Below are 21,342 nucleotides of genomic sequence, written 5' to 3'. Positions count from 1 at the left end.
GGCGCCATCATCGGCGTCAAGTCGCCCGGCCAGGGCACGTACTCCGTCGCCGATCCCCGCGGCCAGAGTTTCGGCAAGTACCCGGTCACCGACTGGGACGGTCCGTCCGGCACCGTGATCGCGGCCAGTACTACCGGCCAGGACGCATTCGCCGTGGCCGACCCGCGCCCAGGCGGCGTCCGGCACAACAACGTGTTTCGCGTCGTCAGCATGGGGAGCCACGCCGGAACCGTCACCGGCGGGCACTCACCCAGCTCCGGCGGCCAGGCTGTTGCCGATCCCAGGTACCACAACTGGCACCCAGGGGCGAGCAGCCGCAAATTGCACGTCGGCGAGTGGGGAAGCGCTACCGGCACGGTCACCGGCTCCCAGCAGGTGGCCAGCGGCGCTCTGTCGATCGCTGATCCGCGAGTGCTCGATCGCACCAAGGGCGACGCCTACCTGACCGGCGGGCACTACGGTGTCGTCGGGTTCGACCAGTCCGCCGGCGCAGTATCCGCCAGCGCGCGGCACGACAATGGCCGGTGGAGCGTCGCCGACCCGCGCATGCCGACGGCGAACGACCGGCTGACCTGCATCATCCAGTCGCTGGACGGCACCTGGCACCGGCCCTTCACGACCCTTGAGCTCGCCGCCCTGCAGAGCCTAGTTGACCCCGAAGAGCAGTTAGTGCTCGACGGCCTGAGCGACAGCGACTGGCGCGAGCGGATCGGCAATGCCGTGCCGCCAGCCGCGGCCGAGGCCATCGCCGGCGTGATGGGTACCACCCTGCTGCTGGCCGAGGCCGGCGAAACCTTCATGCTCAGCAATATGCCGATCTGGGTGCGCCCGGTTGCGGTGGCGCTGAGCGTTTCACAACCCGCTGAAAGTCGCTGAGGTGAACGGCATGCACGAATTGCTGAAGATGCTGGACAGCCCGCGCAGCCTGCTGAATTTCTCGCTGGCAATTCTGGTTGTCCTGACTGTGTTCTTCACGTTGAAGAGCGGCGCGCAAGCTGCTTCGCAGCCGGCCTCCTCCTTCTCCGCTCCCAAGGAAGCAGACTCAAGGGGGAAGCAACCGTGAAAGCACTGAGCATTCGCCAACCATGGGCCTGGCTGGTCGCCAATGGCCACAAGGACATCGAGAACCGCGACTGGGCGACCAACTTCCGCGGCCGCTTTCTGATCCACGCAGCCAAGGGCATGACACGCGACGAGTACGAGGAGGCCCACGACTTCGCCGCGTACAACGGCGTGACCATCCCAGCGCCGCACGAACTGGAGCGCGGCGGGATAGTCGGCGAGGCCAGCATCATCGGCTGCGTCGATCGCAGCAACTCACTGTGGTTCTTCGGCCGATACGGGTTCGAACTGGCTGACGCCAAGCCACTGCCGTTCCAACCCATGAAGGGCCAACTGGGGTTCTTCGAAGTTGAGGCAGCGCAATGACTGATCGGGCCAACCGCCAGCACCTGCTGGTATGCGAAGCCCGGTACTGGCTCCGGCGTGGTGTCACCACGCCGGAGAAGGTCGCCGAGCTGAGAGAAACCCTTAAGCGGCGAGGGGAAAGCGCCGTCGAGCAGTTGATAGCGGAAATGCGCCGACAGTGGCAGGCACGGACAGAGTGGATAGGTGGTGAAGATGGCTGAACTGGACAGATTCATGCGGGAAGCCGAGGTGCTGGAAGCCACCAGCCTGGCGCGCTCGACACTCTGGCGGGAGGTGAAGGCCAAGCGCTTCCCCAGTCCGGTACAGATCACGCCTGGGCGAGTAGGCTGGAGACAATCCGATATCAACCGCTGGCTGGAAAACCCGATGGGATGGACGCCAACAAGGGCCGCGTGAGCGGCCCTACTTCTTGGTGTCGATGACGTTCTTTTCGAGCCAGGCGGCCCAGCGATCGAGCCCGCGCTTCTTCTCTTGGAAGTAGTCGTAGCGGTCGTAGTGCTTGGATGACACATCGTTGAAGGAGTGGCCCTGGATCCTATCCCGCAGCTCCTTGGTGAGCCCGGCTTTCGCCATCAGCGTCTTGCATGTCCGACGGATGTCCCGAAGCGTGAACGGGCCGTTGAACGACTTGTGATGCCTACCGTATAGCTTCGTCACCGCCCTGGACAGAGACTGGGGGTTCAGTGATTTCCCCTCCTCCTTGCCCTGGAACGGATACGCGCTCTTCTCGCTGATGCAGTCCATTTCCTTCAAGCTCGCCCGCATCAGCTTGTTGTAGGGCACCACATGCATCGCCCGCTCACCTTCACCGCCCTTCCCGTTGCGGATCATCACATGGTCCCGCTGATACATCGTCCGATCAGACCGGAGCAGTTGCTCCGGTCGTTGACCACCGCTGGCGATCAAGAACTTGAGCAACTCGGAGGTCGTGAGGGAAAGCTTCTCCGGCAGCAGATGCCAGAGCGCTTGCAACTCCTTCTCCGTAAGTGCCCGATCCCCGGGCTGCTCCCAGTCTTCCTGTACAGGGATGCTAGTCACCGGATTGCTGGTCAGGCCGAAGCGACTTTCCTGCTCCAGATAGGTGCGGGGGTTGTAGTCCTGCTGCAGGGCACTCTGGAACGCCGAATGAAGGCGAGAGCGCACCCGGTTCGTCATCGTCGTGACGCCGCCGGCAATCATCTTGGCCAGGATGTCACGGATATCGGCCGGCCCGATCAACACCGCTGGGCGCTCCACCAGGGTTGGGAACGGCTCGGAAACGTAGTGTTTGAAGGACCACTCGACGTGCTCGGCACTCGCCGCCCCTTCCTGCTTCAGCTTGGCGACATAGGCGGCCATCAACTCCTTGAAGGTGCCAGCCTCAACCTGGATCTCCTTCTCCTCGCGGCACCGGTCCCGCGCTTCTGTGAGCGCCATCGCCGGCCAGGTGCCCAGCTTGGTCTTCAGCTTCCGCCCATTCTTCCGGCGCTGGAAGTAGAACTCCTTCGTACCATTGGGCCGCACCCGAAGCATCAAGACACCCTCACCCCGCGCGCTGCGCCCGTCGCTGACGGTGTATTCCTTCTCGGCTGGCTTGAGTGCGCGGATCTGTCTCTCGGTGAGCACGGGGCTGTCCTTAATTGGGGGCCGTTTCTGGGGGCCGTTTGCACAGGGCAAGGTGGTTCCTCCTGGGACAACCTAGGACGAACCACCTATCCAGAGACCCCGGAATAGAAGGCCTCGACGCACAATTGTGCATGAACTCAGACAGCCGTGGACAGTGCGCCTCAATGCTTCCCAAGCTCATGACGAGGGTTCGATTCCCATCACCCGCTCCACTGCATCATTCTGCGGACTTCCGCAGAAGTCCAAGAGAGTCTGCAAGTCGTTGCCGCACAAGGACTTTTCCTCTCTTTGACGTTCTGCCGTGGTCCACTGCGATCCGCCTACAGCCGGGACTTTTAAGTCCACAAACAAGTCCATTTTTGCGGGCACAGCTGATTCCGGATTGTTGATGGAGGGGCGAGGTCGACGTGACCAGCATCTGGTTCCTGACTCATGTTCAGGAGCAAGAGCATGGCACTCTCAGACCTGGCCGTTCGACAGGCCAAGGCAACAGGCAAGGCATACACCCTCCCTGACTTGGATGGCCTCTCCCTGGCCGTCACGGCTGCAGGGGGCAGGACTTGGCACTTCCGCTACTACTGGGCGGGCAAGCAGAAGCGGATGTCGCTCGGCACCTACCCGGAGGTGACGCTTCGCGAGGCCCGCAGCCTACGCGACGAAGCGCGCGCCCTGCTGGCCAAAGGCACCAATCCTCGCGTTCACCGCAAGCAGAAGCGCACCGCTGTCCGGCTCGCCGACGAAAACACCTTCGAGGCGGTGTATCGCAAGTGGCTCAAGCATCGCGGGCTCAGCCTCAAGGAAGGCCGGCAGACGACCCTCTCGATACTTCCACGGATCTTCGACAAGGATGTGTTGCCCACCTTGGGCAAGCGGTCGGTCTATGAGATCAAGCGTCCCGACCTCTTGGAGGTGATCGCCAAGATCGAGAAGCGCAGGGCACTCTCCGTCGCCGAGAAAGTCAGGACGTGGTTCAACCAACTGTTTCGCTACGCGCTGGTGATCGTGCCGGGCCTGGAGCAAAACCCCGCCTCCGATCTCGATGTGGTGGCGCTGCCGCTGCCACCCGTCAACCACAACCCGTTCCTGCGCATGGCCGAGCTGCCGAAGCTGTTGCAGCGGCTGCGCAGCTATCGCGGCAGGCGGCAGACCCAGCTCGGGCTGCGGCTATTGCTGCTGACCGGCGTGCGAACCGGCGAGCTGCGACAGGCGACGCCGGATCAATTCGATCTGGACCGTGGGCTGTGGATCATCCCGCCCGACGTCGTGAAGCAACTCCAGTTGGATATGCGCAAGAAGCGGCAGCAGCCAAAGGACATCCCGCCCTACATCGTGCCGCTGTCGATTCAGGCCATGGAGATCGTCCGGCACCTGCTGGATGAGTTCAAGCCGGCCCAGCGCCACCTGTTCCGGCACGACAGCGACTTGAAGAAGCGCATCAGCGAGAACACGCTCAATGGTGCGCTCAAACGCATGGGCTATCAGGAACGCCTGACGGGACACGGTATCCGCGGCACGATGTCCACTGCGCTCAACGAGATCGGCTACCCGAAGGTCTGGGTGGATGCACAGCTCTCGCATGTCGATCCCAACAAGGTCAGCGCGACCTACAACCATGCCGAGTACGTGGAACAGCGTCGCCGCATGATGCAGGACTGGGCCGATCGGCTCGACCTCTTCGAGCAGAACCAGGTCGAGGCGGCCAGCATGCCGCTCACCGTGCATCTGGAAGGCGTGCCCGCGTTCCCGAATGAGCAAACCGCAAGCGCACCCTCCACGCCGGTTGCCGCTTCGCCAATCCTGCTCGTGACGAAGCCCGGCGACGCCATGCCGTTGGTTTCTGCCGCCGCACACCGGCTGCCGGCGGTTCCGCCCCCTCGGTCGGCCGCGCCGCTGGTGCCTTCGGACATTCAGCGCGAGAGGATGGAACTGTTCGATGTCTTCGAAGCGCCGCACAACCTTCCCGTCGCGGCGTTTGCGAAGATGGCGGGCAAGTCCCGCAGGTGGATCAGCTACGAGATCAAGGCGGGCAACTTGCTGGCGTTGAACGTGGGCAACCGCGGCCAGCGGGTGCCGGACTGGCACCTCGACCCACTCAAGCACGAGCTGATCCAGTCCGTCCTCAAGCTGACCAGGGGTGCGGACCCTTGGCAGATCTACCATGCACTGCTGCAACCGCGCTCGATGCTGCGGGGGCATTCGGCACTGGAGGGCGTGACGGCCGGCAATCTCGACAAGCTCGTCATGGCAGTGAGCACAGCCGTGAAGGAAAGCGAATGGACCCCGCCGCGAGTCGGAGTCGCCTAGCAGCAGGAATGCGGGATCGTGGCGAAACCGCGATCCCCGCACGTCTGTCAGGACACCAAGCGCGCGCGGCGGGCGAATCTTGCCTGGGTGTCCGACAAGGAAGCGTTGCGGCGGAGCAGGTAAGCCATCACGATCGTTGGTGCGCCGGCCAGCGGCCGCACGGCGATGCCTCGGCGTAGGTAGCTCGCCAGTCTCGCGGCAGGCGCAATGGCGATCCCGTATCCGGCGGCAACCAGCGTCATCGCCACATCGAATGTCTCCACCGTTTGCTCTCGCTCTTGCAGCGCGTTTTCGAACACACGCTGCACGGTCATGCGCCATGGTTCATCGGTCGTGGACTGCGAGCAGATCAAGGGCTGCTTGAGCACTTCCCCGCACGGCACTTCACGGTAGGCCAGCAGGTGGGAGCGCTTGGCCACGGCGACCGCCAGCGTGTCATGCCACAGCGGTTCGCATACCCAGCCAGGCCACTGCCGGGCAACCGCAGACAAGGCGAAGTCGAAGCCGTCGTCCGGCAGCTCCGCGCCTCGACCGGGATCTGTCCAGCCGGCCAAGACGGCATGAGTCTCCGGCTCTTCGGCACGCTGCAGGGCGAGCACGTCGGCGAGCTGGGAAGGCACCCATTCGCCGAGGACGGCCATGCGAATTTCGGCGGTGATGTCACTCGATTCCACGTCCAGCTCCCCCAGGCGGTGAACTCGTGGCAACTGATCTCGAAGCCGTTGGATGAGTTAAGTTTAACGTGGTTTAAATCGTGACCGTGTTCGACGCTCTTGGCAATGCCAAAGCGTTCGATCCAAAGGGGCCGCCCCACCGGCACCACTACCTACGAAGCGGAACCAGCCATCGCGTTTGGGGCTGCCGTGCGGGAAGAAAGAACCAACCAGGGCATCGCTCAGGAAACGCTGGCCCACATGGCCGGCATCGAACGGTCGCACATGGGCAAGATCGAGCGCGGCGAGCATGTCCCCACGCTCCCTCTCATCCTCAAGATTGCCCGTGCGCTGAAATGCAGTTCCGCCCACTTGATGACTCTGACCGAAGCCAAGCTGGCAGAGTCGGCCCCATCCGCAGATTAAAGCCGGCCCGCACAGCGGTCGCATGCCTACGCCTGATCGTCGGCCTTGCCCCCAAGGGCTGAATCTTCGCGCTTTGCGGCCTCGTTGACGAGCCGCAGGTATGGGTTGTCTGGCGGCGTCTCCTGGAACAGCGCATCCGGGCTGACGAGCAGGTAGCCGTGCAGCCGGCGCGACTTGCGCGGCCCCGTGACTTCGCAGGTCCAGATGTTCAGCCCGCTCGGCTGCTTGCGGTGCTGTCCCAGCTTCTCGAAGCGTTTCTGTACCCACTGCCACCCCTCCAGCTTCTCCTGCTTGGCCAGCGCGGCGACTTGAAGGTACTCCTGCGCGTAGCGCTGGAACACGCCGGGGCTGACGAGGTAGCTCGTACCGGCGACGGTATGCACCAGGGCCTTGGCGTCGTTGATGATGAGCTTGCGCGTCTGGATGCTCTGACGCAGCCAGGCCATGAAGTGCGCCCCGGAGGGCTCCGCGCGATCCTGGGAAGGCGCGAGGCTCATCTGCGGCGGGGGCACGGTCGAAGGGGCCGGCTCGGGCTCGGCAACAGGGGAACTCGGGATCTCCGGTGCCGTGGGTGGAGCGGCGTCGCCCAGCAGGTCGAGCAGCGCGGCCACGCCGGTGTCCATGGCTGCGGATGCGATCGGCGCCGTGCTCGCGGATGCAGCTTCGATGCCTTCGGCGCGCGGCCCATCGGCCACCGTTGTCGCCTGCGGCGTCGGCTCCGCCTGTTCCTCTTCGACCTGCACACGGCCTGCGAACGGCGCCGGCCGGTCGGCGGCATCCCAGATCATCGCCGGCGAGAGTTTCAGGAAGGTGAAGGCGTGCGACCAGCCGGCGTCGCTGGTGACAGAAGCCTTCCAGATCGCCTTGCCATCCGGCGTTGGCTGCACGATGCCGTGATCCTGCAGCACGTTGAACACCGCCGTGTTGCTCGCCGGAATGCCGTCGATGCCTTGCGATAGCAGATGTGCGCGCAGCTTGTCGGAGACGGTCTTGCTCACCAGCCACAAGGCGTCTTGGGTCAGCCAACCGTCCGCCGGGCCGGCCTGGTTCAGCTTGAACGCTTCCTTGAGCAGGTAGCGCAAGCCGTCGAGCAATTTGCGTTGCAGAGCATGCTTGGGCGCCACCAGCGCCTTGCTGGGATCGCCGCCGAGTTCCTGGGCGACCGATGCCTGGTCGGCCTGCACGACCAGCTCGCCGAGCGTGCCGGCGTGCTCGTACTGGCCGGCCAGCACGTACAGCAGCGCGGCCCAGAGGTCGGGATAGCCGCTGAGCCAGTCGAAGATGTCCCGATCGAGAAGGCGCACGTAGAGCAGCCCGGTGGCGGCGCTGTGCAGGCGGTACTCGCGCTCCTTTCGGTAACGGAAGCGGTAGGGCTTTCGCAGCGGGCCGTGCCAGGGATGCCAGACGCTGCCGTCGGCATGCTCGACGTGCAGATCGACCGCAATCTTGCCGATGTCGTGCAGCAAGGCCGCGTAGGCCGTGCCTGCGGTCCAGGCTTCGGCCTGGGCCGCCTGTGCCTCCGGCGTGACGCCCGCAGGCAGCAGGTATGACTGCCGCAGCTTCAGCGCATAGGCGACGATCTCCAGGCCGTGGTCCAGCATGCCGCCCGGATAGGCGTGGTGGTGGTTCTCGGAGGCCGGGAACTGCTGGACCAACTCGGCGTAGCGCTCCAGTGGGGCGAGGTAGAGCGTGGCGAACTGCCGGCGCGAGAGCGATGTGCGCTGCCAGATGTGTTCCAGCAGTTTCTGCCGGCGCGGCGTGGCCAGCAGCGATGCGGCCGACTCCGGCCGCATCGACCCTTTCGGAGTTTCGATGGCGGAGGTGGGCGGCGTGCCGGCGGTGGGTGGCACCCTTTTGCGCTGGAACAGCGAGAGCATGGCGAACCCCGGATGACGGGCTGCTCGGGGCGCCTTTTGGCCTTTTCAGGATAGGGCCTTTCCCCTTGGCGCCCTTCCTTTGCCCCTTCCCAGCCCTTTGGCCTTTATCGGAAGCCTTTGGGTATAGGGCCGCTGCTGCGCGGGCGCCACGATGAATGCGGCATGGGGCAATCCCGGCAAGTGGGGCGCTGCGGGACGCTCGTCAGCTCTGGCCCAAGCCGGTGTCGAGGGCGGCGGATTGCGCTGCGAAGTCGTCGGGACGGCGCTTGCGGAAGGTCTCCAGATTGGCGAGCTTCCAGCGCAGTGCCGGCAGTTGCGCGGCGTGCTGGCACTGCACCAGCGACCAGTCCGGTTCTGCGCGCGCCAGCCCGCTCAGAAACTGCTTGTGCGCGGTGCTCAGTCGCTGTGGCAGCTCGCGCCGCATCCTGGCGCGAGCATCGAGCAGTGTCTCCAGGGAGCAGTCCACTTCGGTCATGCCGACAAAGGCCCGCTCGTACTCGCCGGCGATGTCCTTGTCGTTGCCGAACAGCACTTCGTGGGGCGGCCGGTTGTGGCCCGCCAGATAGATCACGAAGCACTCGACCATGCCGTCGCTGATGTCGCCCGATTCGTAGAGCTGCCACACGTCGAATAGGTCGCGGGGGTGCTGCCGATCCAGCGCAGCCACCAGCTTGCTGGCGTACAGCTCGTCCGGTGCCAGAACCGGCAGCTCGAACTCGACGCCGAACAGATCGCTGGTCTTGGCACTCAGCGGCCGCCGCTCCACGGGCAGCACGCTGCCTCGGAACACGACGTTGACCTCGATCTTCACCTGGTTGGCGTCGTTCTCGACGATCAGCTTGGTGTCCCCCAGATCCTTGGCGCGAACCAGGCGTGTCTGCACGCCCAGTGGTGCAACGCGCGTGGCGATGGCGGCCAGCTCCTGGTTGATGGCTTGCAGCGCTTCGTCGCGCGGCGTCTGCCACGGGAGGTACACCACGTCGATGTCCACCGACAGGCGCGGCATGTCCCGCACGAAGAGGTTGATGGCCGTGCCGCCCTTCATAGCGAAGATGTCGTTGGCGAACACGTCGGGCGCGACGGCCAGCAGCAGGCGAACGGTGTCCGCGTAGGTCTTATCCATGAGGTCTCAGGCTCAGCAAGGTGCCGTCATCGAGCCGGCTCATCCAGCGCGTGTTGCTGCCGGTGCGAACCGGGTACTGCTCCAGCAGGGCATCGACATCCACGAGGCTGGTCTCGCGCGCCCAGGTGAGGAACAGGCGCACGGCCTTCACGCTGGTGCAGCAGGACAGCAGTTGTCCGAGCAAGTCCTTGCGGGGGGAACGCAGTCCATCAAAGAGGTTGCGGGCCTCTTCGAGGCTCTGCTTGACGCCGGCTTCGTACAGCAGTTCCAGAACGGCACGCTCGGAGGCAGCCACCCGCAGATCCTCGGGCAGGCCAGGCGGCGTGGTCAGGGTCTTGCTGGCCAGCGCCGTGTCCGGCCAGTCGAACAGGCGGGCGTGGACGTAGCGGGCCGGAAAGCGCGAGGTGAACCAGGCTGGCAACGCGAAACGACCGTCGCCCCACAGCACCAGCGTCTCCCGGCTGCCCAGGTTGTGCCGCACGCCCTGCAGGGCCAGGGCGCTCTTGCCGCCGACGTGCAGGCCGGGCACGCGCTGTTGCAGGAACTTCAGCGCACCGTAGACCCCGAACTCATCGTTCGGGAAGGCATAGACGCCATAGGCCAGGCGCACGAGCCACCCGCCGTCGGCATAGTGGGCGGCGAGCTGGGGCGACACCCCGAACTGGCTCAGGGTGGCAAGGTCGAACGGCGCCCCGCGGGGGAGTCCCGCCTGCAGCCGCTTGATTACCTGGTGCCTAGAATTTCCATCCATGCTATAAAAATAGCACGGAATCAAATCAGCCTCTAGAGCTATCGCAAGAACGTGCAGGGAAAGTAGCATAAAGTTTTATTTATAGTGCAGAATCTAATCGACCTGCGACCGCTCTGCCAGCCGCAACCCGGCCTCCTGATCGCGGTCTATGCTGGAGGGCAAGCCCCAACCGGCCGCTCTTGAGGTGAGGCACCACTGAAACCGAGGCACATGAGCATGACCACCAACACGCACAACGGGCGCTGGAGCCACCGGCTGGGCCGGGGGGCTGGCCGTGCCTGGCGTGGATACCTGCGCCGCGAGCAGCGTGTCGCCGGCTGGCTGGTGACGCGCGGGGTGCCCGCAGGCGCGGCGACGGCGGTGCTCTGGATCGTCAAGCTGGCCGTGCTTGGTATGCTGCTGTACTCCGTATCCTGGCTTGTCCTGCTGCTGGCCTTTGCTGTGGTCGCCGCATGGCTCGCGCGGAATGCCGATGAGGACGACGAGAAGCAGCCGGAACTCAGAGACGGACACTCGGGCGTCGGCCTGTACGACAAAGATGACTGGCGGATCGACATGGGCGATCCCGACGAGCCGTAGCTGTCGCATCAACGCGAGAGAGTGCTCCTTACTTCGCCGCACCTTTCGATACGGCCGTCATCGCAAGGCGAGAGCCACTACCTCCGGCCGACTTCGCATCGGACGTGCCAGTGATGAGACCGCCCAGGAAGTTTCCAGCGCGAACTCCTGCCCATCCGAGTGCCATGACCCAGAACGTCGGCAACACGATGAACATCGTTGCCATGACGAAGTTCAGCAGCATGTCACCGAACGCATTGTTCAGGCCGATCAATGGGTCGAAGTTGGCGTGCGGCCTGTCCGCGCCAAACCCCCAGCCGTAGAGCGCGTCCAGGATCGTGCTGTCGATCCAGCGCGCGAGCTGGAACCAGAAGTCCACGAAGAACAGCGCGAACTGGACGCAGCTCACCGTCACCACCGTCTTCAGGTCGTAGGTGCCGATCAGCAGCACCAGCGGGATGCAGATGATGAGCGCCATCTTGAGCATCGTCAGCACCATCGGCAGCGCCTGGCGTACCACGTCCATCGCGGGGAAGAAAGCCAGCGAGCCGACGGTCAGCCCCAGGTCGCCCACGCCGCGCGTGACGACGTTCGGCAGCGTCTTGTCGATCTGGCCGCCGTAGTCGGTGTAGACGGCGCCCTGGTTCATCTTCTGCTGTCGCGGTGAGACCACGGCGCGGATCACCGAGTCATTGACCTCGCTCTGCGACAGGAAGCCCGCCCAGCGCCCGATGCGGGTCAGCAGATCCGGGTCGACCTGTGCCAGCAGCCGGCTGCGCAGTCCCTGGCCGCCATCGGCCCACCACTGTCGGCAGGACGGATAACCGCCACCGCTGTCCACCTGTGCCAGCCCTGCATCGCGGGTCGCGTCGTAGGGCCAGGCCGTGCGTGGGGTCCTGGCGCGATAGGTGTCATAGAAGCCGGGCGTGTCGAGGAAGTAACTCGACCCGATCCAGGTGACGTCGTTCATCTGCTCGTCGGAGAGCGTCGGCCGGTTCATGAACAGCTTGGCGCGCGACGGCCCGTAGCAGTCGTGCGTGAAGTCGGCGACCTCCTGTGCCAGAACCGGATCGTCGATGCGCGTGGCATCGACATCCATGCGAATCTGACGCAGGTCCGTGCCGCAGGGAATCGCCGCCACCGCGGCGCCCGTCACGGCTTTCGACAGCGCGTGCATGAAGAACCACCACACCGGCACCAGCGCGCTCTGGTCGTTGAGCGCCGTGTAGACGTTGGACCAGCCCGTGTCGTTGGGCAGCGGGACGTTGACCTGGCATTGCGCGGACCGCGTGGTGTCGAACTTGATCGTGGCGAGATCCACCGGGATGAACGGGATGCCGGCGAACAGGATGACCACGATCGCCACCCACACCCGGTTCTCGATGCGCATCGACGACAGCACGCCCTTGTTGCCCTCGTCCGCACCTTCGCTGCGGGCCTTGAGCCATTCCTGGATCACGATGGCCACGAACGGCAGCGCGAACACGCCGCTGGCCACGAGGATGCTCCAGATGCCGTTGTTGACCACCCAAGCCACCAGGGTCAGGTAATACTCCAGGTAGTCCGTGGTGTAGAGCGTCATGCCTGCCTCCCGGTCTCAGCCGTGCCGCAACAGTTGGCTGGCTTCCAGCGCGACCACGGCGATCACGGCCGCGATCTCCGTGCGCAGCAGGCGCTGATGCGTCTCGCGGGACGGCTCCCGCCGCAGCAGGCGCCGGCGCATCCACCACCAGCCGTAGGCCGTCGCTCCGTAGAGGCACAGCCGCCACACGAAGAAGTGGCCGGCATGCGCCTGCAGCCAGTGCTGCCAGCCCTCGACGCCGCCGACCAGGTGGATGCCGGCGATGTTCACTGCTACTGCGGCGGCCACCACCAGCAAAGTCCACAGCAGCGCCACGCCGACGCGGCGATTGAACAGCCATGGCAACCGCAGCCAGACCAGCCGGCTCATGGCGTACCGCTCCGCGGCTTCTGGACTTCCCGCAGCCGGTCGCGCGTGGTGTCGCCCTCGAAGACGCCGCGCGAGCCGGCAGCGCGGGTGCTGTGGCGCTGGATGATCGCCATCGCCGAGTTGCCGGCCAGCGTGCGGCGCAGCTCCAGCTCGGTCTTGAGGTTGTTGATCTCCTGCTCCAGCGCGCTGTTCTCCTGGTCGACCGCCCGCACGGCCAGTTCGTTGGCGGCGACGTTCGGCTCCTTCTTGCCGGTGAGCAACGTGCGTTGCAGCAGCAGGGCTTTCTCCAGCACGCTGGACAGCGCCGCCTCCGACGCCAGGCGCTTGCCCAGCACGTCCTGGTCGGGTTCGTCACGCAGGGCCTCGATCACGCCGCGGGTGATCGGCAGCGAGCTGCTGCCGGCCGCGTCGAGATTGGCCAGCGTCGTCGGCCGGGTGCCCGTCACCAGTTCCTGCAGCGCCTGCAGCTTGGTCTCGTACTCTTCCTGGATCATTGGCGTCAGCCCGACGCCAGGCGTGGTCTGGGTCTTCGTGCAGTTTTCGCAGGTGCGCTGCTCGCGTTCGCCCAACACGCGGGTCGCCCAGTCCGCGGCCGCCTGGGGCGAGGACCAAGTTTGGCAGGTCAGGCGGTTGCCGCAGGCGCTGCGCGCGATCGACGAGGTATCGGTGGCGCTGCGCCCGTTGAGCAGGTTGTAGCCCGCGCGCGTCACATCGCCGACCACCTTGATCGAACTCTGACCGGAGCCGCCCGCGTTGCCGCCGCCGACCCATGGCACGCCGTTGTTCCCTTTGTTGGACTCGGCCTGCTCGATGGCGGAGACGGCATCGGTGCTGCTGACCGCATCCCGCAGCGCCATCCCTTCGGCGAGCTGGTCCCAGCCGGCCTGGCCTCCGGCCATGTCCGCCATGCGATTGGCGATGGCCCGGCAGGTCATCTTCGAGCGGTCGAAATCCAGGCGCGCCTGGAGGATGCCGTTGGTGAGCAGGTTGTACAGCCCCGGGTCGGCGCGCTGGATGATCAGGGCCGGCAGCGAGGCCACGGCGCTGGTGGCGTTCTGGATCACGTTGCTCATGATCGTCTGGAAGCCGTTGGTGATGCCGTTGAGCTGGTTCTGCAGCGTCGTGGTGATGCTCATGTCGCCGCAGATCAGGTTGCTGTTCCAGCCGACGCCGACGCCGATGCTCTGCATGTTGCCGGCACCACCCATCGACACGGCCCGGCCGCCGCCGATGCTGTAGAGCACGTCGTCGCCGATCACGCTGCCGCTGACGTTCACGCCATTGGGATCGATGCGGGTCTGCGCCCAGGCGACGCCGACGACCAGCGTGATGGCCGCCACGAGCAGCGTGGCCCGCAGGGGCGACTTCGCGCGGCGCAGGAAGTGACGGAGGGAGGCGGTCATCGTGGGTTCCTCACATGAAATCGACGCTGCCGAGGAAGACCTGGCCACGGCGCCGGCAGCAGGAGTACGGCCGCCACAAGGCCCAGGCGTAGTCGCCTTGCTGGGCCTGCACGCGGGTGCGGCTGTGCGGGAAAACCACGCAACTGTTCGAGAGCGTGGGCGTCAGCTCCTGCCACTTGCCCGTCGAGGCGTCGGTCTCCATCAGCGCGCCGGCCGGCCAGTAGCCGTCGCGGGCGTTGGCCAGCAGAGGCTGGTACACGTGAATCTGGTTGCGGCGCGTCACGATGTCGCCCGCGCGCTGCGCGACCACGGCGCCGCTCTTGTGGTCGTCGGTCTGGTGCAGGAAGCCACCGCGGGGATACACGTTGCCCCAGAGGTTCAGGCCGGTGCGCGTACCGATTTCGCGCCGGCCGGGGATGAGCGCTTCGGGGTAGAACGCTTCCGGGATGTTGTAGCGCCAGGCGATCGTGTCGAGCGTGCTCAGCAGATACGGCATGAAGGCCGTGCCAGCGCCTTCGCAGGTGTAGCCGGAGGCGCTGGCGAACTGGCTGAACACCAGCCCGGCCGGATGGCCGATGACATCGGCGTTCTTGAACTTGGCGAGGTTGTTCTCGTTGTCGTGATTGGTCGTGCCGTCACCGCCAGCCTTGGCGGTCGGGTTGGGCATGCTCATCGCCCTGACCTCCAGCCACGGGTTTTCGCCAGTGTTCGAGTGGCTCGACACCACCGCATCGGGGACGTAGTGGCGCACCTTGACGGAAGTGCGAACCGAGCAGCCGAAGGGCGTGCAGTACAGCCAGTAGCAGATACCGACCACGCGGTATTCGAGGCAGTCGGGGGACAGCGCCGACGAGACGATGGTGGCGGTGTCCAGGGCGAACGTCGACGTGGCCGTGCTCAGCAGCAGCGAGGCGGCGGTGGCGCGCAGGCGCCGGCGTGCCAGCAGGAGGCTCATGGCTGCGTGCTCCGGTAGGCGTTGATGCGCGCGACGGCGCGGGGCACGCCGGGCTCGCCGTAGACCACGTAGCGTCGATCGACCACCACGGCGGGAATCTTGGCGATGCCCAGTCCCCAGGCATCCGCGACACCTTGGTAGGCGTGGCCGATGCGGCGTTGAAGGGCCTCGCCGCCGTCATGCAACCGCTGCCGCACCAGGGCTGCAGCCTGTTGCGGGTCGGCCGGTAGGTGCGCGGCGAGTTCGACCTCGATGCGCGTGGCCTGGTCCAGCTCGATGATCCGCACGCCGGCTGGAGCCTGCACCGGATGACGGCTGTCGGTGACGACGAGCACGTCGGCTGCTGCAGTCTGGGTAAACATGAACAGCACTGCCCACAGTCCGGGCGCAATGCTGATGGTCGGCAGCCGGGGCGAAGCCTTGAAGACGGGGGCCGGCATATCGGGCGTCCTTGGAGTCGATCAAAGTCACAGTCGACTTCAAGTGCCGATCTAGCGCGACAAAGAAACCGCATCCGGCCCCTGCCGGTTTCATACCCTATGCCGTTGTGAGCGTTGTGATTGCCTCCTGTCGGAGGCGGAGATCAGGTGCGGGACGCTGAGGTGCCCGCGAACCCAAGAAACGCATGCTGTAAGCGAATCGGCATCGACGGCTTGGAGCGTGCGTGTAGGCTCTGCCAAGTCCCGTCACTGATGTCGCTCGGGGCGAGGCGATCTACCGAGCGCGAAACTCTTCTCAAGTAAGCGTTGACGCCATCCGCGGATTCCGAAGGAACGCCGGCAAGAACGTACCCCACCATGAAGCCGATAGCATGGTTCTCGCCGTACTTCTCCTGGATGAATCGATCCATGCCCTCGACGACGTACTCTCGACACAAGTGAGTGTCCGACCCGGCGATTCGTTTGCATTCGATGATCGCGTGCGGATCATGCTCCTGCGTGCGCAAGAAAATTTCGACGAACGCCAGCGGGATGTCGGTACGTCCGTCTGGTAGCATCACGTTGCTTTTAGATCGCGATTCCGTGCCAGGTAGCACCATGATCTGCTTCCACGGGGAGTTCTTCAGCGCAATGCGCATCCCGTCCCGCAGGCGCTCGGTCATGATTACCTCTCCAGCGTTGGCATTCACGTCCTCGGCTGCGCATGCTCGCTGCCAACCTGCGGCCAGTGTCAGCAGAATGACCGCCACAACCTCGGGCTCAAGTTCAATGAACTCTCTGCCCAGTGCAGGAGGTGTCTCATAGGGGATCCTCAAACTTTGCCCCCTGAAAAGCTCTCCGCGACCACTGCATCGGCATCTTCCAGTGCCGCTATGCCCATCCAGTAGCGCCGCGCTGCTGGCTTGATGATCACGACTTCGTTGCGTCCGTGCACTCGCAATTCCCGCTCTGCACTGAGCGCGGTCGCAATCTTGACTTTCAGGCGCCTGCCGATACGTGCCAGTACTTCACCCAATTCGCCTTGTGGTGCCACGACGCTCACGCTCGCATTACCCGGCCCCTCTTCCAAGACAAAGCGCACGACGCGCAAGGCCGAACTGCTTGGCAAGTCGAGCACTTCGGCGCGCATGTGCCGCTTATTGCGAACGGAAAGCCAATCCTCGATAACGGACAGGAACGTCTTGGCATACGCCGTGACCTCAGTACGACTGTCCGATGGCTCCACGGATGATTCGCGGCCGGTTTCCCATTGCCACCCGGCGCGAAGGAGGCCGTCTCGAATGACAGTTCGGTCGGCATCGTTCAGTTCGTACAGATCGAAGACAGCTTCGTCCAGTTCAGCCCATCCCCTCTCGTCGGTGCCGTTGGCGCGCAGATTCTTCTCAATCTGCAGCAGGCGCTGGCCAGCCTCAGATTTCACTGCGCTCGTGAAATTAGGCACCGGTAGGAAGCTGAGGTCGCGAGCCAGCAGCTTCCTCTTGTAGATTCCAAACTCTGCAGCGGTCAGATAGAAGAACCATGTCGCAAAAGCAGAACTCAACACGGTGGCAAGCAAATGTGCCGTCCGCGTGTGCCCTCTCGGAAGAGACACTGCGAAGTATGAGTTCGTGAAGACGAGATCCCGCTCGGAGACGGCCGCCAAGACGCGTGGACTCCCCAGAAGCATTTCCTTCACGATGAGAAGCGGGGCTTGATATATCTCCCGCGATCGTGGCCATTGTGCCTTCGATTGGCTGAAAGTCGGCAAATCATCGGGAATGTTGAAGTGCTGCATGTCTTTGACTTGCAGTACATCCAATCCCTTTAGCGGGCGAGCATCGCGCGTCTGATTCTCTGGGGCCCCGCGAATCAATCCAACCTGGAAGGTAGTGTCGAGTAATGAGAGTTGCTCGCCCAGATTTCTGTGGGCCGAAGTCAAGTCATCCAGCAATAGGAGGTCACGGCGCCGGCCAACGGCTGCTGCCTTGAGCTTCAACGGCTGTTCTTGGATCTCGTCGAGTGTCAAAGTGATGACGTCACTCGGCGCCACCTCGAACGAATGAGTCCTTGCACCGCTGGGCGTCCACGGGATCTGAACGACCGTGACCTGATCCGTTCGCTGCTTCGGTCGATGACGGGCAAAGAGAACCACTGCGGGCATAGCCGCTGTCGCGAAGAGCCAACTGCACAAATTGGACAGATTTACCAAGGTGATCGGAGCCACGGCTCGCATCACATGCTGAGCTGCTGCCATGCCGGTGCCGCTGCGGCTGAAGAACGGCATCGCGCTAAGAATGATGCCGAAACGGGTCTTCTCATGTGAGAACTCCGCCGCTCGCAACACGAAATCCAAGCCTTCACCGCGCGGTTGCGCAGGTACGCCCGCAACCCTGGTCTTGCGCCGCGCTTCGGTTCCTGTCTGCCCCCTAAAGCTCCAAGGGGGATTGCCCACGATAAGGTCGAACTGCTTCAGCCCTGTCGGCGTCGCCAGCACGGCCTTGCCATCTCCATCACGTTCGACAGTACGAGCGTCACCGACGAGCAATGTCCTGCCGATCAATGGCTGGAACTTCAGGGACTGCGGTGGTTGCGGGTCAGGGTCCAGCTCAAGCGCAGCCAGGTACAGGCTGAACGCAGCGACGCGAATCGCGGCTTCGCTAATGTCTACGCCATACACCTGCCCGTAGAGCGTCGAGCGGATCAGCTCCCTCGTGGGCGGCTGACCTTGCGAGCGAAGATGAACCAAGCGCCGCAGCGCTTCGACCAGGAAGACACCGGAGCCGCACGTCAAATCCAGCACCGACTCCCGTCCAGATAGACCATCCATGACCTCATCGAGGACCAGCGAGACGACGGACAGTCGCGTGTAGTGCACGCCGTTTCGCAACGCTTCTGTGCGCTTTCCTCCAGTCTGCGGCTCAGCATGTGCAAACTGCTCGTAGATCGAGCTGATGAGCTCGACCGGAATCACGTCGAACTGGTAGGGGAAGAAGCTGAGTTGCCCGCTTTCAGGATCGACAGCCTCCAGGAACTCCGCAACCCGCGTCAAATGGTGAGCGGCTGGTGTCGTTTTCACCGACGAGGGCGGAAACATATCGCCGTTGAAGGTCTGGGCCAGCCATGCGAACAGCTTGCTGGTCGCTGGCCGGTCGCGCAGGATCGCCGGCAACGCCGTGCGGCCGCATACCCGCTTCAACCGCGCCGCACTGACGATCTCGCGGTCAATCAGGTACTGGGTGAAGATCACGCGCCCAATCAAGGCCTGCGCCGCATCGCGCGCGAGATTGCCTGCGACCAAATCGCGTTCGAGACATCCAAGGTCAGACAGGAGCTTCTGATCGACGCTGGTCTTGCGATCGATGGCCGGCACCTGGGCCCAGAATTGGCCCGTCTCGATCGCCAGTCGGCCGGCCAACTCGTCCAGTTCATGAAGCGAAGCTTCGATGTTCTCGAAACGCCGAATCAAATGTCTCTGGGCATCGCCTTCTTTCGCGGGTGTGCCGAAACCGTTGTACAGGTCGATACGCTGCGGCGAGATCACCCACAGCAACGGCGCGAACCCCTCGTTCCAGACCTCTCGTCGCCACTGGCTGACCAGATCGTCTGCAGGCGCGCTTTGCTCAAACTTGAAGTAGACGGTCAACGACGACGCGCTGCGCCACAATGCGTCCGGAACAAAAACGCGGCCGTGGCGCGAGGACTGCGCCTCAGCCCCCAACCGAAGGCCGGGCGCGGGTCGCCCGTCCGGCAGGTAGCCGGTTGCGGCGAGCACCTGTTCCAGCGTGGCAGTGTTCACGCCCTACTCCGGATAGCTTCGGGTGGAAACGGCAACGCTGCCTGGCTCGGCGTCGGGACGATCGGCAGCATGTGCTGCTGAAGCCGCATGATCAACGGATCGAGCGGGATCACGAGAGTCGGTTGNCAACCCCCTCGGGGCCGATATCGCACAGGTTCGCCAAAGTGGGCGTCACGAACGCCACGGACCCATTCAGCGCCAATGCGCTACTCGTGCCCAGCAACCGAAAGAGCGCGTCAACGCCGACGCTGACGGTGGCGATGTGCACTCCCAACGAGCTGACCAACTCATTGGTAACGGCCAAGCCTAGGAGATCCGCGAAGGTGAATCGGGCAGCCTTCCCGGTCTTGGACGCCAAGTAGGGCACGGTCTTGCGCCAATGCCGCACCGTTTCGACGGACACGCCGGTTAGCGTGCGCATCTGGTCCTGAGTGTACTGGATGGCGGTGACGGCAGACATTCGCGTTGCTGGCAACTAGAAAATATGCAGATTCTGCCATGCAAAGGTGTGCTTCTCAACAGGTAAAGGCCGGTTCAGCCGCCTATCCCACAAGCCTTCCAAGCTTCCGAAAGTCGCGACCATCAGAGCGCATCGCGAACGTGTGGATAGGGGCAAGACGCAAGGCGCCCCCGGAAGGGGCGCCTGCGGACTACAACAAGCCGGCTTCGGCGAACGAGTACGGGCTGCCCTTGCCGACGATGAAGTGATCCAGCACCCGGACATCGACGGTGGCCAGGGCGCTCTTCAGCCGCTCGGTGATCGCACGATCAGCGGCCGAGGGCTCGGTGTTCCCCGAGGGGTGCTGATGCGCCAGGATCAGCGCCGAAGCGTTGAGCGCCAGCGCACGCTGGACAACCACCCTCGGATACACCGAAGTCTGGTCGACCGTGCCCTGGAACAGCGGCTCGAAGGAGAGCACCTGGTGCTGGTTGTCGAGAAACACGACGGCGAAGATTTCGTTCGGCTCCGCGACCAGTTTCAGGCGCAGGTAGTCGCGCACGGCGGCGGGACTGCCCAGCGCCGGACCGGCCTTGAACACGCGGTTCTCCAGCAGGGTAATGGCCTGCTGGATGATCCAGTCTTCGTGCTGGGCGGCGATCAGGGTGAGCGACTCCGGGCGGGAGTCGGCGATGACGAGAGACATGGCGAACCTCCAATGGATGAGATCGGAGGGCGCCTGCCCCTGGAGGGCAAACCCTCCTGGGGACGATGGGGATGGAACAGGTGACGAGCGGGCATCCACCACCGCGGATGCAGTGGCTGTTCGCGTCAATGGATGCGATGCGAACGGGTTTCGATCAACGCGGACGAGCCGCGCCGCAGCCTTGAAGATCGATGGCTACCTGGGCATGTCACCGGCGGACGCCGGCGGGCATGTCTGGGGAATGGGCGGGTTCGGCTACGGTCGTGCTGCCGGCGGCGAGCAGGTCGATGGCCGACAGCAAGGCATCGCCTTCGACGGGGCCGTGCAGCAGGAGGGTCTTGCCGGACTCGCGGTCGCGCAGTTGCAGGGCCGGCGTGGCCGCGATGCCCTGCTGTGCTGCTTTCACCGCCTGGGCGCGGATGACGGCATCGGGGCGATCGCTGTCGAGACAACCCTGCATGGCTGGTGTGAGGTCGGGATAGCGCAGGCCCTCCGGCAGGCCCTGGCCGTCGCTGCGGGTGTGCGCGTAGAGCCACGCCACGGCCTGCCAGAACGCGGCATGTCCGCCCGTCTCGCCCGCGCACTCGGCCAGGCGTGCCTCGGCAGTCGCGGCCGGCTCGTGCATGGACAGCGGCAGGTGGTGCCACTGCCAGTTCACCTCGGGATGGGCGTCGATCCAGCGCTTGAGCGCGGGGAAGTAGGCCCGGCAGTACGGACACTCCAGGTCGGCGTACCCGACCACCGTGAAGCGCGCATCGGCACGGCCATACAGCCAGGGCGGGCCGGCCGGTTTCGACGCTTCGGACCCGGCGGCGGCCAGGGACATGGGCTCGGTTGCCGGATGCGGCGCGCGCAGCAGCATCCACGAGGCCACCCCAATCGTTGCCACGATCAGCAGACCGATCCGGGGATGACGGCGGGCGAAGGAAGGCATGCGCATCGTGTCGC

General features: G+C 64.6%; 21 protein-coding genes and 2 pseudogenes. 8 read left to right on the top strand and 15 right to left on the bottom strand.

Annotated features, from left to right (window positions below; translation table 11 throughout):
* The 5 genes and pseudogenes from ACTJJX_RS27655 to ACTJJX_RS27635 all read left to right on the top strand — a co-directional run.
* Positions 1-876 (top strand): annotated as a pseudogene (locus ACTJJX_RS27655) (DNA cytosine methyltransferase); the annotation flags it as partial.
* A 10-nt stretch (positions 877-886) separates the two neighbouring features.
* Entirely contained in the window at positions 887-1,063 is a 177-nt protein-coding gene (locus tag ACTJJX_RS27650) for a hypothetical protein (RefSeq protein WP_023093095.1), read from the top strand.
* Complete coding sequence (locus tag ACTJJX_RS27645) at positions 1,060-1,428, top strand: ASCH domain-containing protein (RefSeq protein WP_023093096.1); 369 nt, start codon at positions 1,060-1,062, stop codon at positions 1,426-1,428. The genes ACTJJX_RS27650 and ACTJJX_RS27645 overlap by 4 nt, the downstream gene beginning before the upstream one ends.
* Positions 1,425-1,628, top strand: coding sequence for a DUF7696 family protein (locus tag ACTJJX_RS27640; RefSeq protein WP_023093097.1), 204 nt, complete (start codon positions 1,425-1,427; stop codon positions 1,626-1,628). Before ACTJJX_RS27645 ends, ACTJJX_RS27640 begins: the two co-directional genes overlap by 4 nt.
* The gene (locus ACTJJX_RS27635) at positions 1,621-1,824 is read left to right on the top strand and encodes a helix-turn-helix transcriptional regulator (protein WP_003098423.1); all 204 of its coding nucleotides are present in this window, start codon (positions 1,621-1,623) and stop codon (positions 1,822-1,824) included. Before ACTJJX_RS27640 ends, ACTJJX_RS27635 begins: the two co-directional genes overlap by 8 nt.
* Before the next feature lie 6 nt (positions 1,825-1,830).
* On the opposite strand, the gene ACTJJX_RS27630 is transcribed toward ACTJJX_RS27635, so the two are convergent.
* Positions 1,831-3,033: a tyrosine-type recombinase/integrase gene (locus ACTJJX_RS27630; RefSeq protein WP_023093098.1), complete on the bottom strand. Its 1,203-nt coding sequence runs from the start codon at positions 3,031-3,033 to the stop codon at positions 1,831-1,833.
* 450 nt (positions 3,034-3,483) lie between these two features.
* On the opposite strand from ACTJJX_RS27630, the gene ACTJJX_RS27625 reads away from it, so the two are divergent.
* A complete protein-coding gene (locus ACTJJX_RS27625; protein ID WP_016851969.1) occupies positions 3,484-5,337 on the top strand; it encodes a tyrosine-type recombinase/integrase in 1,854 nt (617 codons plus the stop codon).
* A 47-nt stretch (positions 5,338-5,384) separates the two neighbouring features.
* Here the strand turns inward: ACTJJX_RS27625 and ACTJJX_RS27620 are convergent, their stop codons facing one another.
* Positions 5,385-6,011, bottom strand: a complete 627-nt coding sequence (locus tag ACTJJX_RS27620) for a substrate-binding domain-containing protein (RefSeq protein ID WP_016851970.1) — start codon at positions 6,009-6,011, stop codon at positions 5,385-5,387.
* Positions 6,012-6,116: 105 nt separating this feature from the next.
* Here ACTJJX_RS27620 and ACTJJX_RS27615 point away from each other — a divergent pair, with 105 nt between their 5' ends.
* Entirely contained in the window at positions 6,117-6,416 is a 300-nt protein-coding gene (locus tag ACTJJX_RS27615; protein WP_003282197.1) for a helix-turn-helix domain-containing protein, read from the top strand.
* A gap of 26 nt (positions 6,417-6,442) precedes the next feature.
* Here ACTJJX_RS27615 and mobH read toward each other — a convergent pair whose 3' ends face one another.
* The 3 genes from mobH to ACTJJX_RS27600 form a co-directional block, all read right to left on the bottom strand.
* A complete protein-coding gene (mobH, locus tag ACTJJX_RS27610) occupies positions 6,443-8,293 on the bottom strand; it encodes a MobH family relaxase (RefSeq protein ID WP_440782041.1) in 1,851 nt (616 codons plus the stop codon).
* Between the two features lie 202 nt (positions 8,294-8,495).
* The gene (locus ACTJJX_RS27605) at positions 8,496-9,416 is read right to left on the bottom strand and encodes a nucleotidyl transferase AbiEii/AbiGii toxin family protein (protein ID WP_440782040.1); all 921 of its coding nucleotides are present in this window, start codon (positions 9,414-9,416) and stop codon (positions 8,496-8,498) included.
* Positions 9,409-10,167 carry a type IV toxin-antitoxin system AbiEi family antitoxin domain-containing protein gene (locus ACTJJX_RS27600; RefSeq protein WP_440782039.1) on the bottom strand — a complete coding sequence of 253 codons (759 nt, stop codon included), beginning with the start codon at positions 10,165-10,167 and terminating at the stop codon, positions 9,409-9,411. Before ACTJJX_RS27600 ends, ACTJJX_RS27605 begins: the two co-directional genes overlap by 8 nt.
* 210 nt (positions 10,168-10,377) lie before the next feature.
* Between ACTJJX_RS27600 and ACTJJX_RS27595 the strand changes: the two genes are divergently transcribed.
* Complete coding sequence (locus tag ACTJJX_RS27595) at positions 10,378-10,746, top strand: DUF3742 family protein (RefSeq protein ID WP_031633433.1); 369 nt, start codon at positions 10,378-10,380, stop codon at positions 10,744-10,746.
* 28 nt (positions 10,747-10,774) lie between these two features.
* On the opposite strand, the gene ACTJJX_RS27590 is transcribed toward ACTJJX_RS27595, so the two are convergent.
* The 10 genes and pseudogenes from ACTJJX_RS27590 to ACTJJX_RS27545 all read right to left on the bottom strand — a co-directional run bounded on the left by ACTJJX_RS27590 (position 10,775) and on the right by ACTJJX_RS27545 (position 21,334).
* Positions 10,775-12,307, bottom strand: coding sequence for a conjugal transfer protein TraG N-terminal domain-containing protein (locus tag ACTJJX_RS27590; RefSeq protein ID WP_440782038.1), 1,533 nt, complete (start codon positions 12,305-12,307; stop codon positions 10,775-10,777).
* Positions 12,308-12,322: 15 nt separating this feature from the next.
* Entirely contained in the window at positions 12,323-12,676 is a 354-nt protein-coding gene (locus ACTJJX_RS27585) for a hypothetical protein (RefSeq protein WP_023109290.1), read from the bottom strand.
* Entirely contained in the window at positions 12,673-14,079 is a 1,407-nt protein-coding gene (locus ACTJJX_RS27580; protein WP_440782037.1) for an integrating conjugative element protein, read from the bottom strand. The genes ACTJJX_RS27585 and ACTJJX_RS27580 overlap by 4 nt, the downstream gene beginning before the upstream one ends.
* Positions 14,080-14,089: 10 nt before the next feature.
* A complete protein-coding gene (locus ACTJJX_RS27575; protein ID WP_096861880.1) occupies positions 14,090-15,034 on the bottom strand; it encodes a TIGR03756 family integrating conjugative element protein in 945 nt (314 codons plus the stop codon).
* A complete protein-coding gene (locus ACTJJX_RS27570) occupies positions 15,031-15,474 on the bottom strand; it encodes a TIGR03757 family integrating conjugative element protein (RefSeq protein WP_096861881.1) in 444 nt (147 codons plus the stop codon). The genes ACTJJX_RS27575 and ACTJJX_RS27570 overlap by 4 nt, the downstream gene beginning before the upstream one ends.
* A 143-nt stretch (positions 15,475-15,617) precedes the next feature.
* Entirely contained in the window at positions 15,618-16,136 is a 519-nt protein-coding gene (locus ACTJJX_RS27565) for a hypothetical protein (RefSeq protein ID WP_013721898.1), read from the bottom strand.
* Positions 16,137-16,285: 149 nt separating this feature from the next.
* Positions 16,286-19,249 carry an HsdM family class I SAM-dependent methyltransferase gene (locus ACTJJX_RS27560; RefSeq protein ID WP_003292121.1) on the bottom strand — a complete coding sequence of 988 codons (2,964 nt, stop codon included), beginning with the start codon at positions 19,247-19,249 and terminating at the stop codon, positions 16,286-16,288.
* Positions 19,250-19,358: 109 nt separating this feature from the next.
* Positions 19,359-19,709 carry a MerR family transcriptional regulator gene (locus ACTJJX_RS27555; protein ID WP_440782036.1) on the bottom strand — a complete coding sequence of 117 codons (351 nt, stop codon included), beginning with the start codon at positions 19,707-19,709 and terminating at the stop codon, positions 19,359-19,361.
* 190 nt (positions 19,710-19,899) lie between these two features.
* Entirely contained in the window at positions 19,900-20,394 is a 495-nt protein-coding gene (gene radC / locus ACTJJX_RS27550) for a RadC family protein (RefSeq protein WP_023657710.1), read from the bottom strand.
* Positions 20,395-20,589: 195 nt separating this feature from the next.
* A pseudogene (locus tag ACTJJX_RS27545) lies at positions 20,590-21,334 on the bottom strand (thioredoxin domain-containing protein).
* Positions 21,335-21,342: the final 8 nt, after the last annotated feature.

Source organism: Pseudomonas sp. 22490 (assembly GCF_052044465.1).
GTDB lineage: Bacteria > Pseudomonadota > Gammaproteobacteria > Pseudomonadales > Pseudomonadaceae > Pseudomonas > Pseudomonas aeruginosa.
This window is presented reverse-complemented; position numbering and strand designations above follow the sequence as displayed.